This window comes from Pseudoalteromonas issachenkonii, from assembly GCF_002310795.1.
In the GTDB taxonomy this organism is placed as follows: Bacteria; Pseudomonadota; Gammaproteobacteria; order Enterobacterales; family Alteromonadaceae; genus Pseudoalteromonas; species Pseudoalteromonas tetraodonis.
The window spans coordinates 149,691-167,046 of record NZ_CP011031.1; the positions used below are offsets into that span (position 1 = coordinate 149,691).

Annotated in this window: 11 protein-coding genes; 8 read left to right on the forward strand and 3 right to left on the reverse strand. The window is 40.7% G+C overall.

Annotated elements, in window-relative coordinates; all coding sequences use genetic code 11:
• Window positions 1–120 precede the first annotated feature (120 nt).
• The 4 genes from PISS_RS16385 to arfA all read left to right on the forward strand — a co-directional run bounded on the left by PISS_RS16385 (window position 121) and on the right by arfA (window position 6,625).
• Entirely contained in the window at window positions 121–2,130 is a 2,010-nt protein-coding gene (locus tag PISS_RS16385; RefSeq protein ID WP_058155694.1) for an EAL domain-containing response regulator, read from the forward strand.
• A complete protein-coding gene (locus PISS_RS16390; RefSeq protein WP_058155696.1) occupies window positions 2,127–3,284 on the forward strand; it encodes an HDOD domain-containing protein in 1,158 nt (385 codons plus the stop codon). Before PISS_RS16385 ends, PISS_RS16390 begins: the two co-directional genes overlap by 4 nt.
• 438 nt (window positions 3,285–3,722) lie before the next feature.
• Window positions 3,723–6,251 (forward strand): TonB-dependent receptor plug domain-containing protein, encoded by a 2,529-nt coding sequence (locus PISS_RS16395; RefSeq protein ID WP_033103516.1) that lies wholly within the window; start codon window positions 3,723–3,725, stop codon window positions 6,249–6,251.
• A gap of 173 nt (window positions 6,252–6,424) precedes the next feature.
• Window positions 6,425–6,625, forward strand: a complete 201-nt coding sequence (gene arfA, locus PISS_RS16400) for an alternative ribosome rescue factor ArfA (RefSeq protein WP_013462885.1) — start codon at window positions 6,425–6,427, stop codon at window positions 6,623–6,625.
• A 314-nt stretch (window positions 6,626–6,939) separates the two neighbouring features.
• Here arfA and PISS_RS16405 read toward each other — a convergent pair whose 3' ends face one another.
• Window positions 6,940–7,866 (reverse strand): helix-turn-helix domain-containing protein, encoded by a 927-nt coding sequence (locus PISS_RS16405; protein WP_335337944.1) that lies wholly within the window; start codon window positions 7,864–7,866, stop codon window positions 6,940–6,942.
• Between the two features lie 278 nt (window positions 7,867–8,144).
• On the opposite strand from PISS_RS16405, the gene PISS_RS16410 reads away from it, so the two are divergent.
• From PISS_RS16410 to eat, 3 genes are read left to right on the forward strand one after another with little or no spacing between them, the layout of a single operon-like run.
• A complete protein-coding gene (locus PISS_RS16410) occupies window positions 8,145–9,545 on the forward strand; it encodes an ethanolamine ammonia-lyase subunit EutB (RefSeq protein ID WP_028834301.1) in 1,401 nt (466 codons plus the stop codon).
• Window positions 9,546–9,547: 2 nt separating this feature from the next.
• Window positions 9,548–10,432, forward strand: coding sequence for an ethanolamine ammonia-lyase subunit EutC (gene eutC, locus PISS_RS16415; RefSeq protein ID WP_033103028.1), 885 nt, complete (start codon window positions 9,548–9,550; stop codon window positions 10,430–10,432).
• Window positions 10,433–10,469: 37 nt separating this feature from the next.
• The gene (gene eat, locus PISS_RS16420; RefSeq protein ID WP_058155698.1) at window positions 10,470–11,882 is read left to right on the forward strand and encodes an ethanolamine permease; all 1,413 of its coding nucleotides are present in this window, start codon (window positions 10,470–10,472) and stop codon (window positions 11,880–11,882) included.
• Window positions 11,883–11,946: 64 nt separating this feature from the next.
• On the opposite strand, the gene PISS_RS16425 is transcribed toward eat, so the two are convergent.
• Both PISS_RS16425 and PISS_RS16435 read right to left on the reverse strand, forming a co-directional pair.
• Complete coding sequence (locus PISS_RS16425) at window positions 11,947–12,672, reverse strand: MauE/DoxX family redox-associated membrane protein (protein ID WP_058155701.1); 726 nt, start codon at window positions 12,670–12,672, stop codon at window positions 11,947–11,949.
• Window positions 12,673–13,034: 362 nt separating this feature from the next.
• Window positions 13,035–14,057, reverse strand: coding sequence for a LacI family DNA-binding transcriptional regulator (locus PISS_RS16435; RefSeq protein WP_016899123.1), 1,023 nt, complete (start codon window positions 14,055–14,057; stop codon window positions 13,035–13,037).
• Between the two features lie 508 nt (window positions 14,058–14,565).
• On the opposite strand from PISS_RS16435, the gene PISS_RS16440 reads away from it, so the two are divergent.
• Entirely contained in the window at window positions 14,566–17,256 is a 2,691-nt protein-coding gene (locus tag PISS_RS16440) for a family 20 glycosylhydrolase (protein ID WP_058155704.1), read from the forward strand.
• The last annotated feature ends 100 nt before the right edge of the window (window positions 17,257–17,356 follow it).

Genomic DNA, 17,356 nt, shown 5'->3' on the forward strand with positions numbered 1-17,356 from the left:
CTTATGTGTTTAGGCACAACATGCTGATGTGAATTTATTTAAATCATTAAGTAACGATACATGGATGAGCTGTGTGAACAATTTACTAGGCACAAGTAAAACTCATTTGAGGTATAAATAGTGGCTTTGCGAATTTTATTGGTAGACGATGAACTTAATGTATTGAAATCTTTAAAGCGAGTACTTGTTCGTTCTGGTTATGATGTAATAACAGCATCCAGTGGTTTTGAGGCACTTGAAATATTAGCGGCTAATCAAGTTGAGATAATTATTACTGACTTTAGAATGCCAGAAATGAACGGCGCTGATTTATTACGCCAAGTTAAAATTAATTGGCCCGATTGCGTAAATTTAGTGCTCAGCGGGTATGCTGATTTTAAGTCTGTGGTTGAGTTATTAAATCAGGGATTGGTATTTCGTTTTTTAGAAAAGCCATGGGTCGATAGTGAGTTACTTGAGAACATTAGCGAAGCAAAAGTTAAATATGAACAGCGCCGAGCTAAAAGAGTAAGAGATCAGTTATTAATGGGCAGTATGTCTGGCCTAATAGAGATAGACAATAACGGAATTATTAATCGTTTTAATGCGCCTGCTGCTGAAATCATTCCTGATATTCATCTATATGAAAACAAACATCTCGCCTATTTAGATACAGCTCAAAATAAAGCGGTAAGCCAGTCTTTTATTGACAAGCAAAGCAGTACACTTTTTATTAATTATGCACGCGCCTCTGATCTAGCGAAAAGCGAAGAAGTTATGATAGAGCGTTGTTTAAATGATGATGCTTTCCAACTTTTGAAGCTATCAATTAACTCAAATAGTATGAGTAATATTTTTCAACTTACCAGAACACCATCAGTGGTGACTAACGAGTCTGATTTTTATCATCATTTAGCCCTGTGTGAAGCGAATAAAGAATGTTATGCCCTCGTTTATATAGGTATTTCGCAATTTCAATTAATTAATGATTTGCTAGGGGGCGAAGATGGCAGCCACCTTATAAAATTGGTTCTGGAGGTGCTAAAAGGCGTATCAGAAAGAGCGATCAAAGTTCTTCATAAGAGCGCCGATAGGTTTGTATTATTTGTTCCTGAAATTAAATCTGATAGTGAAATTTTAACCGTTCTAAATAAGGCGATGAATGATCTGAAAAAAGCACTTCCTAGTAAATATACCGATGCCCACGTGCAGCTTTATGGTGTGTATGGTTTGTTTCCTGAGGATAGTTTAGAGGGAAAAGAGCTCGTTAATCAAATGCAGTTGACGATGAATTACCAAGTAGGTGATCAGCAGCGTATTTGTTCTCGCTTTGACCCTCAGTTGGTCGCAGATTATAAAAAGAACTTTGAGTTAAGCCGTTTATTATTAACAGCGGTAAATAAAGATGAACTGTCATTACGTTTTCAACCAAAAGTTGATACTAAAACAGGGCTAGTACTTAGTGCTGAGGTGCTTATTCGCTGGTATGAGCCAACTAAATATGGCTGGGTTCCCCCTGCACATTTTATCCCGATTGCTGAATGCGATGGTCAAATTATATCAATAGGGCGCTGGGTTATCTCTCAAAGTTGTAAAATACTAAAATATTGGGGGGATAACAATATAGGTGTGAATGTGTTGGCTGTTAACATATCTGCGAGACAGTTAAAAGATGATCCGGACTGGATTGACTACATGAACGAGTGCTTAAATCGCGATAATTTAGAGCCATCACAGTTGATTTTTGAGCTAACAGAAACCTATTTAATCGAAGATTTTGCTACCTGCGAACAGCAATTAATAAGACTAAGGGCTTTGGGGTTTAGGCTATTGATTGATGACTTTGGCGTGGGTTATTCATCACTTGGCTACCTTTCTAAGCTGCCAGTAGATGGCGTTAAATTGGATAAAGCGCTGATTACTGATATTGAATCGTCTTTAGCAATGCAAAGTATGATTCGTAATATTACGCGTATGTCACATGATCTAAATCTTAAAGTTGTTGCTGAGGGAGTAGAGACTGCCTTTGAATGCGAAATGATTAAAAAATTAGGCTGTGACTACATACAAGGCTATTACTATAGTGAGCCTTTAGAGCAGGATGATTTTTGTAATTACTTAAGCCATTTCAATTCTCAAGGTGCGCAATGAGTTCGATAGCGGTCGTCATATTAGACGATGATGCTTTTTTATTAAAAGTATTACAAAGGACTATTCATCGAGCCTATCCAGAGGTTGATATAATGACAACCGCTGATATTGATGAATTTTGGCAGCTGCTAAACACTAAGCAAGACTTAGATTTAGTATTAAGTGATTATTTAATGCCGCAAATGAATGGATTGGATGTTTTAGAGCAATGCTCTTCACAAAACCCCTACCCAGTCAGAGCATTACTTACTGGTGATATGACATTGAGCACCATGATGCGACAACCTAATGTTGTGCATGCTTACCTTGCTAAACCGTTTAATGAGGCAGACATAACCGCACTTTTTAACAATGTGGCGGCGTTAAAGTCGTTACCCTTTGCTTTTAATGTGCGCAGGCAGTTAGGGGCTATGATCAGCTTTCCTGTTTATCCTCTTATTTTGAAAGAACTCAGGGAGTTAGTACAAAGCGATGAATTTGATTTACACGACATTGCCCATGTTGTTTCTCAAGAGCCAATAATAACTGCTAAATTGTTGCAACTTGCAAACTCATCTTATCTTGGGTTTGTAAGGCCAACATCGTCAATTGATGAAGCTGTGTCGAGGCTCGGAACAACGATATTAATGGCTATCACCACTTCTTTATTAGTTGCCAAAAATTTTGAATCGTCTATTCCTTCGGCTATCCATGAGAAACAATTGGATATAGCGGCGAATTACGCTAGTTGTGTTAAGCGTTTTGCTAAGCAGGCAGGTTTTAACTTACATGATCAAGAACTATTATTTTCAGTGGCATTATTGAGTTTTGTTGGCAAAATTATTTTGCTGTCTCAAGGGGAAAGTGAAGCGTCTTTTGAGCATGAAAAAGCCGTGAGTGATGAATATGCTAGTTCTAACTTTATTTCGGCCTATGTTTTAAAGTTATGGGGATACGACACGAAAATGTGTAGCTTATTAATGAGTTGCCATGATTTAGCCGCCACTGATGATAATGAGTTAATTCCGCTTAATCATACGTTATTTATTGTTAGGCAAATTCTTTTTGATAAACACTCCCCCATGCAGTTACGCGCATACTGTGACTCAAAAGGTGTAGACCCTATACTTTGCCATCTAATTAGTGAATTTGATTGGCATAGTTATACCTCTTAAATAGGCCTGTATAAAATATTGTTTAAAAATGGACAGTACTACATAACTACCTATGTATAGTTTTTTCTGAGTACCCTTTCTTACCTTTAGTATCTACTTTAGTCTTATAAAAAACGCATAAAACCTCATTTGGAGTGTGTTTTTTGCTCATTTCAGAGTGAAAAATATACAAAACCGTTATTTTCACTAATTATGAATAAAACCTAAATATTAACATTGTATTAACTTTGGGTGGTGTGATATTAAATTGCTACTTTGGTTGTATTTTGAGCTTTTATAGGTGTTATTTTCCTGTTTTTAAAGTTATTTGCATTCTTATGCTAATTTTATCAAATTTTTTGTTTCTTTTTGTTTGTGTATGTTGCTAGGATGTTGGCAATGGGATACAGGAATATACCCCACACACATTATAAGAATACACAAAACAGGGTCATCATTATGTCAACATATCGTTTAAACACCTTGGCTGTAGCGGTTGCTTTTGCTTTCAGTGCGCCAAGTATGGTTAATGCACAAGAAGCGCCTGCTAAAGCTGAAAAAAATATCGAACAAATATCTGTGTTAGGGTCGCGAGTTTCTAACCGAACAGCAACAGAGTCGTCATCACCTATTGATTTAATTGACGCGGATGATTTAAACAAAGGCGGCTTTACCGAGCTTGGGCAAAGCTTACAAGCGACAGCGCCATCGTTTAACTTTTCTCGTACACAAGTTTCTGACGGTTCCGATTTATTTCGCCCAGCAACATTACGCGGTTTACAGCCAGATCAAACGCTGGTTTTAGTCAACGGTAAGCGCCGCCATAATCAATCTATTTTTGGTTTAACTAGTACCGTGGGCGGTGGCTCTGCGGGGACTGATATGAATGCGATCCCGCTTATTGCTTTAAAAGGGGTTGAGGTTTTACGTGATGGTGCGGCGGCGCAGTACGGCTCAGATGCGATTGCGGGGGTTATCAATTTATCACTTAATAACTCAACAGATTTAACCACAGGTTATGTGCAATACGGTGAAACGGCAGAAGGCGATGGGGAAACAATTTCTGCAGGTTTAAATCGTGGTTTTGAACTAGGCAACGAAGGTGGTTTTATTAATTTATCGCTTGAGTATCGCGATGCAGATAAAACCAATCGTGCCGAGCGAGATACTGGAGGTTCACTTAATGTCGCACCTGGCACCTTATCGGACGAAGTTCGTTGGGGACAAGGTAATGCAGAAAGTGAATTTACTTCGGTATTTTACAATATGGCATTGCCAATGAGTGAGGGCGAGCTTTACTCATTTGGTGGCTATTCTGAGCGTACTGCACTAGGTAACGGCTTTTATCGTAACTTTAACGAAGCATCTAAAAACGTGATTCAAGTCTATAGCGATGGATTTTTACCGCAAATAGACAATGAAGCACAGGATATCTCTGTTTCAATTGGTTTTAGAGGCGATATTAACCCTGATTGGAATTACGATGTATCGGCGGTATATGGTGAAAACCAATACGACTTTACCTCACGCAATACATTAAATGCCTCTTATGCTGCTGAGTACTTATTTAATAACCCAGGTGCAAGTGATGCCGATATTGCTGCAAATGCAGGACCAACTGAGGGGTATTCGGGTGGCTTTAGGTTTGACCAAACAACATTCAACGCGGATGTGAACGGGATTGTTGATATTGGCCGCAGTGAGCCTGTGTACGTGTCAATTGGTGCTGAATACCGTAAAGAAAACTATGAAATTGTACCCGGTGAAGAAGCCTCATACGCGTGTGGCACTGCTAACACAGATACTTCATACCCATCAGTGAACGATCCGAATCAATTTGCACAATGTGGTTTTCAAGCCTACAACGGCCTTCGCCCTGAAGCATCAAATAAAAGTGATCGCGATAGCTACGCCGTTTATATTGACGCAGAAACCATGGTTACCGATGCGTGGAATGTTAGCGGTGCACTTCGTTACGAAGATTTCTCTAATGCGGGTGACGACATAATTGGTAAAGTAGCCACGCGTTATGAATTTAACGATGATTTTGCGGTACGTGGTGCGTTATCAACGGGTTTTAGAGCGCCATCATTACAGCAAAGCGGTTACACTGCGTTTACCACTAACTTAGGTTCTGACGGCACGTTAAGCCAGTCGTTTACCGCAACAACGGGCTCAGCATTTCCAGCTGCATTAGGCGTTGATAACTTAAAGCTTGAAACATCAACTAACTACAGTGCAGGCTTTGTTTATGATGTGACCAGTGATTTATCGTTAACGGTGGATTTTTACCGTGTAGAAATTGAAGACCGTATTACACTGGGCAGCTTGTTATCGGCTGATGATGTGGCATTTAGTCCTGATGCAGTTGCCGCGCTACAGGCAACGGGGGCAGTACAAGCGAATTACTTTTCAAACTCAGTGAATTCGACAACGCAGGGTGTTGACATTATTGCGTCCTATCGCACTGATTTATATGACGGTAATTTCTCTGCTACGTTTGCCGGTAATTTAAACGAAACTAAAATTGACAGTGTTAATGCAGCACCGGGTATTCCTGAAAATGTAGCACTTGATGATATCCAAAGTAGTTTTTTAACTGATGGGCAGCCGGGCGAACGTGCAACGCTAACGTTTGATTATGAGCGTGATTCATACAGCTCAATGATCCGCTTTAATTACTTTGGCGAAACCGATGTGAAGTACTTTGGTAATGACCATATTGAACTTGCAACAGATGGCTCATTTAAAGCAACCAGTACGGTAGAATCAGCCGTATTAGTGGATTTAAATGTAAGTTATCAAATTAACGATATGTTTGCTCTATCGGTAGGTGCAGACAATGTATTTGATGAAACACCGGATGAATTAGGCGATGATGAAGTATTAAACGCTATTTCAAATGGGGCATTTAAATACCCGTTACGTGCCGTACCCTATGGCTTTGATGGTCGTACTTACTACGCAAAAGTAAGCTTTAGTTTTTAATTTTATAAGCTAAATAGGCGCCGTTATAAACGGCGCTTTTTTTATGGCTAAAATATATTTAAAACAGCATTAAAAATGATTGCATGCTTGAAAATTAAGCATACAATCGCCATCAATAACACAGTGGGATATATATCCCTCGTTATACTCGTTTTATTAATAGGAAAAAATAAATGGCGAAAAAAAGCAAAGCAAAAGCGGTTAACAAATCCGCAGTAGACACTGGGCGCGGTGTGATAAAACACAACGCATTGGCAGCACTGGTAACCTCTAAAGTATTTAAACCGCAAGTGGTTAAAGCCAAAAAAGGCAAAGGCTCGTTTAAACGCAGTAACAAACATGCAGGACAAGAGTCCTATTTAATCGCGGCTTAAATAGCACCGATCAAATAGGGCTTTTGTTGCGAGTTAGCTAAGTGTTTGCTGAAATAAGGCGGGCTTCGGGCTTCGGGCTTCGGGCTTCGAGTCACGAGCAGCGAACACAACCTAGCGCCTAGTTACTTCCCTAGAACCTAGCGCCTTTAGCCTTCTCTTTCAGCGCAGCGTCTCATAACCTCTTTGTGAATAAATCACTTAAAACATGTTTGCACAATGAGAAGTGAGTGAGGGTTAATGAGAAAATATAAAAACAGGAATGCTCTTCCCGTAGCTCTTAGCCCGACACCCGAACCACGACACCCATCTCTTATTTACCCGTGTATTATCGATTTAGAATTCGCCAAATAAGAAGCATGGTTGCTTAGTGTTTGCGAAGGGTTTTCACCAAATAATTGGGTGTAATCTTTAGTAAATTGCCCTGCATGCCAAAATCCCCAATTGGCTGCGATGACAGAAATTGGCTTATCTTGTTTTGCTAATTTTAGTTCTCTTCTGACGTTATTTAATCGGGTTAAACGTAAAAATCGCAGCGGATTAATCCCTAAAATACTTTCAAAACTGTATTGTAGCGTGCGCCTGCTAACAAAAGTGAGCTCACATAGCTGAGTAATGGTCACGCTACTTTGTGGGTTTGCATTTACATACTCTTTAACTTTATCAACCACCGCTTTTCGGTGTTTATAACTGGGAGCGATACGTTGACACGGAGTCTGTTCGTTTAGTAAATGTAATGCCAACATATTAAGCATGTCTTGCTGTAAATCGGCATTTAGGCCAAAAGCGTTGCTGCTAACCATACTGTTTATTATACCCCGGGCACTTTTTAACATGGCGTTGCTTGTTGTATGTCGCTCAGTACCTGAAGAGGTTATATTTTTTAAGTATATCCCTTGTATATGAGCCATATGTTCTAACGATTGCGTGTCTATTACTAAACCATAAATATTAAACTGCTCAGGTGTAATAAGCTCAAAGTTACTCTCACTGGTTCGACACATAAATTGATTACTTGCCACATTTAAGCCATTAATTTTGCTCTGCTGAGACTGCTTTGGGATCCCAAGCCAAATAGATTGCGGCGCTATTGCACATTGTTGGTGAAGAGCACGCTCTGTGTATTCTTCAAATGCATGAATATTAGAATAATCCACGCTCTCTATACGCCCAAAAAATCGCCCTTCACTGAGCTGATCATATTTTTGCTGCCACTGCGTTAGGTTATTCGCTTGCTCATCTATATCTTAGGTATGCACCATGCTCTTTTGTGGTGCGCTAGCTAAATCTTGCTGCGTCATAATGGAGTTACTCTTTGCTTTTTTTATTTTTATTAAGATTAAGTTACCACCAGTAACTATAGTTAACTATATGAAATAAAGCCAAAAATGATGATTTGCCAAAATTCGATAGTGTCTTGGTACGAATTAAGCTCTCTTGAAACTAAACAAAATTGATTTATAGCTTATAGGTCAGCAAAACCTGTACCAAGGTTTGAACTAGTTGTTATGTGGAGTAGATCATGGGGCAAAGGTACCGATATACGTTAGGCACGCAGGTGTACAATTTTAAAAACTTGGCTGAAGTAATGGCAAAGGCTACCCCTGGGCGATCGGGCGATCGTCTTGCAGGAGTGATAGCAGGCTCAGCACAAGAGCGAGCTGTGGCGCAAATGACACTGGCAGATATTCCGCTTAAAACGTTTTTAAATGAGGCGCTGATTGCCTATGAAGACGATGAGATAACCCGCTTAATTATGGACGATCACGACACCAATGCATTTATGGCGATTGCTCATTTAACCGTAGGCGATTTTCGTAACTGGTTATTAAGTGACTTTGCAACTCCCGCTGTGTTGGCAAGTGTTAGGCAAGGGATCACCCCTGAAATGGCTGCGGCTGTAAGCAAAATAATGCGAAATCAGGATCTTATTTTAATTGCTAAAAAATGCCATGTAACCAGTGCGTTTAGAAATACCATTGGCTTACCAGGGCACTTATCCACGCGATTGCAACCTAACCACCCTACGGATGATATTAACGGTATTGCCGCCTGTATTTTAGATGGGCTTTTGTACGGTAATGGTGATGCGGTAATAGGTATAAACCCTGCAACCGATAACGTAGCGCAGGCCATTAAGTTGATGACATTGATGGATGAGGTGATTCAAAAATATGAAATTCCTACCCAAAGCTGCGTCCTTACTCATGTTACTAACACGATTGAATGCATTGAAGCGGGAGCGCCGGTTGATTTAGTGTTTCAGTCTATTGGTGGAACAGAAGCAACCAACTCGAGCTTTGGTTTTAATTTAAATACCTTAGCTGAGGCACAAGATGCCGCACTGAGTTTAAAGCGCGGAACTGTAGGCGATAATGTGATGTATTTTGAAACGGGGCAGGGCAGTTCGCTTTCGGCTAACGCACATCATGGGCTTGATCAACAAACCTGCGAAACCCGTGCTTATGCCGTTGCACGAAAATTTAATCCGCTACTAGTTAATACCGTGGTGGGCTTTATTGGTCCTGAATATTTGTTTGATGGTAAAGAAATTACTCGCGCAGGGCTTGAAGATCATTTTTGTGCCAAGTTATTGGGTATTCCGATGGGCTGCGACGTGTGTTACACCAATCATGCCGAGGCCGACCAAAATGATATGGATAACTTACTTACGCTACTTGGGGTCGCAGGGTGCTCGTTTGTGATGGGCATTCCGGGCTCTGATGACATTATGCTTAATTACCAAACCACCTCATTTCATGATGCGTTATATGTGCGCCGAGTACTGGGCGCACGCCCCGCGCCAGAGTTTGAAAAGTGGCTTACTGATATGAATATTATGCGCAACAGTCACGATATTATTTTATCTGATACGTTACCTGCCGCTTTTGCTAAACCACTGAATGCGATTAAAGGGGGCTGAGTATGAAATCAAATTTTAACGCAACGTCTGTTACAAACAACAGCGATAATACACATAAAAATAATGGCAACGTGGTGCATAACCCATGGCGCGATTTACGCCGTTTTACTGATGCACGGATTGGCCTTGGCCGCGCAGGAATAAGCTTACCGACCAGTGAAATGCTGGCGTTTCAATTATCCCATGCACAAGCGCGTGATGCGGTGAACTTTCCGCTCGATATTAATGCAATAACCGAACAGCTTAGCAAACTCAGTGCTGAGAAACAGCTGGCTGCTCCTTTGCGCTTACATAGCCAGGCTGTTGACCGAATGACGTATTTACAACGCCCCGATTTAGGACGCAGGTTAGATGAAAACGGCCGACAAACCCTACTTAATTTCACCGCTGGGCAGCAAAACACGGCTGCAAAATATGATTTAGCCATCGTTGTGGTTGATGGCTTATCGTCGCTAGCGGTGCAAAAAAATGCTTATCCTTTTATTAATGAATTATTAGCGCAGCTAGGTGATAACAGTGAGTTAAACATTGCGCCTTTTAGTGTGGTTGAGCAAGGTCGGGTGGCGATTGGTGACGACATTGGAGAGCTTTTAAATGCACAAGTAGTCATGGTGTTAATTGGTGAGCGACCAGGGCTTAGCTCGCCCGATAGCCTTGGTTTATATCTAACTTGGGCACCTAAAACAGGTCTTAACGATGCCTGTCGCAATTGTATTTCAAATATTCGCCCTGCGGGCTTGCCTTACTGTGAGGCTGCAAGGCGTGCAGTTTATTTATTACGTGAGGCAAAAAAATTAAAACTAACAGGAGTGAACTTAAAAGATCGTACACAGGATGATGTGATTGAGCATCAACAATCGAGCCGTCATTTTTTAAATGCGGAATAACGGTAACTAAAAATAAAAAATCGATAAAGAGGATGTTATGTCTACTAATAATTCAGAGTACTTAGCAAAAAGGCAACTTAAAAGTGGCACTGCGGGTTGGTTATTACTGGCGGGGTTAGGGGTATCGTATGTGATTTCAGGAGACTTTGCTGGGTGGAACTTTGGTATTGCAGAAGCAGGCTGGGGCGGCTTTGCCATAGCGGCAGTATTAATGGCTATTATGTATCTCACCTTAGTGTTATCGCTGGCTGAAATGTCGGCTGCTATTCCCGCTGCGGGAGGAGGGTATAGCTTTGCTCGCCAAGCAATGGGGCCAACGGGGGGTTATTTAACCGGCCTTGCGGTATTAATTGAATATGCGTTAGCACCGGCTGCTATTGTTATTTTTATTGGCTCTGCGGTGGAGGCGTTAACGGGGTTTAATGGCCCTTGGGTTTATGCGCTCTTTTACTTGGTGTTTGTGGGTATTCACTTAGCTGGGGTTGGTGAAGCGCTAAAAGTAATGATGGTAATAAGCGGTTTAGCGGTACTGGCTATTGTTGCCACCGCTGTGGTGTTAATCACCAATTTTGATGCGACAAATTTATTTGATATTGCCGTAACCGATGCTGCTGGCGCGAGTGAATTTTTACCTCTGGATTGGTATGGTGTATGGGCAGCATTACCTTTTGCTATGTGGTTATTTTTAGCGGTTGAAGGGGTGCCATTGGCGGCAGAAGAGGCAAAAGATCCGGCGAAAGATGTGCCTAAAGGCATTATTGGCGCTATGGTGTTTTTATTGTTTACCGCGTTATTAGTGGTTGTATTAGTACCCGGGGCAGCAGGTGCAACAGCAATGGGCGCAAGTGCAGTTCCGCTGGTGGATGCGTTAAATGCGACGGGCAATAACGATTTAGCAACCGTGGTTAATATATTAGGGTTAGCAGGGCTGGTGGCTTCATTTTTCTCTATTATTTATGGTTATAGTCGATTGGTGTTTGCGCTGTCGCGTGCGGGATATTTACCCCGTTCGTTATCAATTACTACCGCGCGTAAAGTGCCCGCACGAGCGCTTATTGTACCTGCTGTATTTGGTTTTTTAGCTTCACTAAGTGGTGAGGGCGATTTAATGTTAGCTATGGCGGTGGTTGGTGCAACCGTATCGTATGCGTTAATGGCGCTAAGTCACATTTTACTGCGCTATAAGCAGCCAGATTTACCTCGTCCTTATAAAACGCCTGGCGGGACTGTGACTTCAGGTATTGCATTGTGCTTATCCTTGATTGCACTGACCGGTGTGTACGCCTTTGATCCCCGCGCTTTTTTATACACTATGGTGTTATTTATAGTGGGGGCTGCGTATTACTTTGGCTTTAGTTCTAAACATTTAGTGGCCAAAAGTGCAGATGAAGAGTTTGCTATGCTAGCCGATGCAGAGGCCGGTTTAAATATCCCCATAAGTGAGAGTTAATTTTACTTTATAAATACAGACTTAATAGTGGCGCGGTAGGTTTTAAACCTATCGCGCCTTTTTATTATTTAACTAGCATCCAGATACCGGCTGCTATCATAAATAGGTTTTCGGTTAGTGAAATAAAGCCAAGTGGTACATTGCTATCGCCGCCAACACAGGCACATTTAAGTTCGCGTTTGTCTATATACACGGCTTTAATCACGGATATTGCGCCGACACTACCAATAAACAACGAGATAGGTGCAACCAAGTAAACCGGAAGTGCTGCAATCATGGCCACGCCAACAAAGGCTTCTAAAAATGGATATACATAAGCGTAAGGAATCACTTTCATGGCAAGTAAGTCGTAAGTGATAAAGGAATTTGAAAAACTGTTTAAATCTTGCAGCTTTTGAATGGCTAGTACCGCCATGGTTAATGCCACGAAAAGCTCAAGTGTATACATGCTTAATCCTGCACCGCTCAACGAAAAGGCTAAACTGAGCAACAAGGTAACCGCAAAAATCGCTATCACAGGGGTATAGGTTGTACCTTGCTGACCGGCAGGGGATTTATTAAAGTACTCTCTGAGTTCATCATAACCACCGATACGCTCATCATCTATAAATGTTTGTGGTGTTGTTTTTACATCGTATTTTTGTTTGAAGGTATCGGTATCGGCTCTTGAGGTGAGTAAATGATCGTCTACTTCAAAGCCTTGACGTTCAAGTAAATCTTTAGATTTTAAACCAAATGGGCAAATATGTTCATCGGTTGCCATTCTATACAATTGGGCTGACTTGGCCATATTTTACTCCTGTATATTTATACCAATTTGCAATAATACTTAATCATTTTGAGGGGGCAGATTAGACGCTAACAGCGTTAAAAACGTCTCATTTAGAACAACTCAATAACGAAATTCTTTGCCTTGCTATCGACACGATTTTCCTCCCTCAAAATAGCTCAGTTAATTAAGCGAATTGGTATTAGAGGGGTTAACTGAGTTATATAACCTTGAAAGATCAACAGACCCTAAGTGTAAAATTTACAACATGTGCCGTTTTATTGTTAATAAACTCAGTGGTACAGGCTATGCGTTCAAAAATCAGGCCGCTTTTAATGCTTTAAGCGCTGAAGGGGGGCTTGCAGCGCATGCCAGCTAATTTATTATAAAGCTATAGGAGGGGCTGTTGAATCTCTGACAACCAGTTCTGGTGTGTATAGTTTAATAATATCGCGGTCATTGCCATTACGAATTTGCGCTATCAGTAAGCTGGCTGCATCTTCAGCAATTTTATTATTTGGCTGATGCGCTGTAGTGAGCTTTGGCCATGTTTGGCGTGAGAATGGACTATCCTCAAACCCTGTAATAGAAAGCTCGCTGGGTATATCAATGTTCATTAATCTGGCTGCAAATAACGCACCGGCGGCTATTTCATCGTTACATGAGACGATAGCGGTTGGCCTGTTTTGTTGATTAATGAGTGTTTTAGCACCCTCAACCCCGGATTCAAATGAGTATTCGCCATCAATAATTAAGCTAGGGTCTATAGTAATGTCGTATTGTTTTAAAGCCGCTTTGTAGCCCTCTAAGCGCTCTTTGGTGGAGTTATGTTCGCTGCCCCCAGCTAAAAAGCCGATGCGTGTGTGGCCATTATTTATAAGGTGTTCGGTAATTGATTTAGAGGCGAGGTTATCGTCAATCATAATACAGGGCGTTAATGTATCGGGGGCGTCGTGTCCTGATAAAATACGCACAACTTTTAGGTCAAGCTGTGTCAGCTTTTCAACAAAATGTGGCATCTCTGAAAATGGCGGCGTGAGTAAAATACCGGCAATTCGGGTGCGTTTTATCATGCTGGTTATTTCGTCAATAATATGTGCTTCTTTGGCATCGCATGGGTGGATAAGTAGTTCAAACCCTTGCTTTTTACACGCATCTAAAATGCCGTTTTGCATATCTATAATATAGTAGGCATTTGGATTGTCGTAAATGTAAGCAATGCTGTAAGCTTTTGTTCCTGCAAGGCTTCTTGCAGCAAGGTTAGGCTGAAAGTTCAACTTTTTAACCGACGCCATGACTTTCTCACGGGTGTTGTCACGCACCGAGGTTTCGTTATTTATTACTCGTGATACCGTTTTTATTGATACCCCGGCATCTTTTGCCACGTCGTTTATTGTTGTTCTCATAGGCTTAATAGACCTTTACATATCATTTTGGGTACTAATTTATCTTTATCGGTTAACAACTACAGCAGAAGCAGTTAACAGTGCTCGGTTTTTATTATTTGACGGCTAAATTATAAAGACATCATTGAATATTAACAGTTAATTTATACGCCTTTCTTGTGAGAATGGTAGATAAAGTTTTAGGTAATAATTTAGTAATATTTAAATTTAATTTAAATACAATAGTTTAAAAGAATATTAAGCACATACATGTAAATTTTTTGTATCTTTTTTGCCCTTCTGTGTAGCTATAAAAGAAAAAAAAGGATACATTAACAATTTGATGACAGCGTTGTCACAAGTTGGTGCGCGCTGTTAATTATTATTTAAACCCTAAGGTAGCGGATTGTGTGCGCTAAGGTAGCAATTGCTAGATGTGAATAGTGATTGATTTAAAAGCGGGATTAATTTAAGTATCTGAAAGAGATACTTAAGTGACTAATTAATAACAATAGAGGGAAAGTAGCGAATGAAGATTAAATCATTACTGACAGCATGCTGCTTAGCACTGGGTTTGAGTGCGTGTCAGGGCAATGTTGATGAACAAAATACGGTATCGGTTCAGCTAAGCCCCGCAAACGATAGCGCCGTAGAGTTACTTGCTAAAACGTTACAAATAAAATATCAGCAGGTTGATAACCGCCCATCAGCTCAGTGCGATCCAAATATTGAAAACGGTCACTGTTTTAAAGCGTATTTACATTTAACCGCCAACTCGGCGATTAACGTTGACCAATGGAAAATTTACTTTAGTCAAATTACGCCAATACAAAAGTCGGTTAGCGATGAATTTACTATTAAACACGTTAATGGCGATATTCATGTTATTGAGCTTAAAGACGGGTTTACTGGCTTTAAAGCCGGTGAGACTAAAACGATTACTTTTTATGCGCATTTTTGGTCATTATCGCAAAGCGACGCTATTCCTAACTATATCGTGGTGAATAACAATGACACCGCTAAAGTGATTGAAAGCACAAAACCTAAAATTGACCCAGAGACAGGGTTAGAGCTATTACCACATGTAGAACCTTATACCGATTACACTCGTCAGTTTAAACGTACTGAGAGCGATAAAACTCAGTGGCTTACTGCTGAGCGCTTGTTTGAGCGTAATGAAAAGTATGACTTTTCAGCTTATTTAACGTCGCAAAATCAAGTAAGCAATGTGATTGCTCAACAAATTATACCCACTCCACGCGTGAGCGAATTTAGTCAAACTCAAACGCTTGATATTAGCAAAGGGCTTAATATTAACTACTCAGGAATAGATAAAACACACTTATCTGCCGCAACACAAAGGTTAGCACTACTAGGTATTAATATAAGCGATGATGCAGCGGCCATTAAGGTCATACTTAATACAGTAACTAAAAATGATGAATTTGAAGGCAGCTATAAGTTAGCGATTAAAGCTGATGAAATTGTGATTAATGCCGCTGATGAAGCGGGCATTTTTTATGCTTTGCAAAGCTTAGCGAGTTTATACCAAGTTAACAGTGATATGTTACCAGTGGGAGAGGTTGTTGATGCACCGCATTATCAGTTTAGAGGGGTGTTGGTTGATGTAGCACGGAACTTTCGTGACAAAGGCTTTATTTTAAAGTTACTTGATCAAATGGCGGCTTATAAACTTAACAAGCTACATTTACACTTAGGTGATGATGAAGGCTGGCGTATAGAAATCCCATCACTCCCTGAACTTACGGATATAGGGGCGAAGCGTTGTTTTGATCAAAGCGAGCAACAATGTTTAATGCCACAGTTGGGCGCAGGGCTTGATACTTCAAGTGCAGCAAACGGCTATTATTCGGTGGCTGATTATCAAGAAATACTTAAAGCGGCGAGTGCGCGTCATATTCAAGTGATCCCATCACTTGATATGCCAGGGCATTCTCGCGCTGCAATTAAAGCCATGCAAGCGCGTTATAATAAATACATAAAACAAGGCGATAAACAAAAAGCCGAGCAGTTTTTACTTTATGATCCGCTTGATACAACCGTGTATTCGTCGGTACAGCACTATAACGACAATACGATTAATGTGTGTTTAGACTCATCGTATGCGTTTATTCGTGAAGTAATGGAACAGGTAAAAGGCATACACAGTGATGCACAGCATCCGTTAACCCGTTATCACATAGGCGCCGATGAAACCGCCGGAGCGTGGGTTGACTCACCAGCTTGTGCTGATTTTATTAAACAAAATAAGTTAGAAATTACTGAAGCGAGTCAGCTGGGCAGCTATTTTATTGAACGTATTGCGAATATGTTGGCTGATATGAATATTGAAACTGCTGCATGGAGCGATGGTTTATCGCATACTAACCCAGAGAATATGCCAGAGGTTGTACAAGGTAATAGCTGGGATTTATTAATGTGGAACGGCCATCAACGTGCCCATGAATTTGCTAATAGAAATTGGCAAGTGGTGCTCTCGTCGCCAGATGTGCTGTATTTTGACTTTCCGTATGAAGCAGACCCACAAGAACACGGTTATTACTGGGCTTCAAGGCATATAAATACCGAAAAAATATTTCAGTTTATGCCAGATAATTTACCTATTCATGCTGAATTTTGGCTCGATAGAGAAGATAACCCCTATGTCGCTGATGACACGTTACAGCGTGATGAGCAAGGCAAGGTAGTATCAGCGCCTTTGGCAAAAGATAAACGCTTTATTGGTATTCAAGGGCAGTTATGGAGTGAAAATACGCGCACCAATAATATGGCCGAATATAAGCTCTTCCCACGGTTATTATCGTTGGCACAAAGAGCATGGCATAAGGCAGATTGGGCGGTACCGTATGATCACAATGGCTTTGTTTATAGCCAACAAACAAATCGCTTTAGCTCAGCATTAAAACAGCAGCGCGATCAGCAATGGCAGACTTTTGCAGCCACAATGGGACTAAAAGAATTTCCTAAGCTAGAAATGGCTGATGTGCATTATCGTCTTGCAAATGCGGGCGCAAAAATTGAGAACGGCATGTTGTACGCCAATATTGCCTACCCTGGTTTGGTAATTGAATACAAACAAGGAAGCGGCCAATGGCAAACCTATAAACAACCCGTCAAAGTAACACAAGATGTATGGATTCGCTCTAAGACTCCATCAGCAAGTCGTGTAAGCAGAAAGCTCAAAGTAACGCACCGATAAGGTGCGTTTTCCTTTAAATTATTGAAGATGAAAGAAGTTATTTATTTGTAAATAAAAATAATGACAACGCTGTCATTTGTGCTAGTATAAGATTCATACA

Bases quoted from the DNA above. Each gene is read 5' to 3' on its own strand.
- PISS_RS16390 (WP_058155696.1), top strand. From the start codon at position 2,127: ATGAGTTCGATAGCGGTCGTCATATTAGACGATGATGCTTTTTTATTA.
- PISS_RS16395 (WP_033103516.1), top strand. From the start codon at position 3,723: ATGTCAACATATCGTTTAAACACCTTGGCTGTAGCGGTTGCTTTTGCT.
- arfA (WP_013462885.1), top strand. From the start codon at position 6,425: ATGGCGAAAAAAAGCAAAGCAAAAGCGGTTAACAAATCCGCAGTAGAC.
- PISS_RS16410 (WP_028834301.1), top strand. From the start codon at position 8,145: ATGGGGCAAAGGTACCGATATACGTTAGGCACGCAGGTGTACAATTTT.
- eutC (WP_033103028.1), top strand. From the start codon at position 9,548: ATGAAATCAAATTTTAACGCAACGTCTGTTACAAACAACAGCGATAAT.
- eat (WP_058155698.1), top strand. From the start codon at position 10,470: ATGTCTACTAATAATTCAGAGTACTTAGCAAAAAGGCAACTTAAAAGT.
- PISS_RS16425 (WP_058155701.1), bottom strand. From the start codon at position 12,672: ATGGCCAAGTCAGCCCAATTGTATAGAATGGCAACCGATGAACATATT.
- PISS_RS16435 (WP_016899123.1), bottom strand. From the start codon at position 14,057: ATGAGAACAACAATAAACGACGTGGCAAAAGATGCCGGGGTATCAATA.
- PISS_RS16440 (WP_058155704.1), top strand. From the start codon at position 14,566: ATGAAGATTAAATCATTACTGACAGCATGCTGCTTAGCACTGGGTTTG.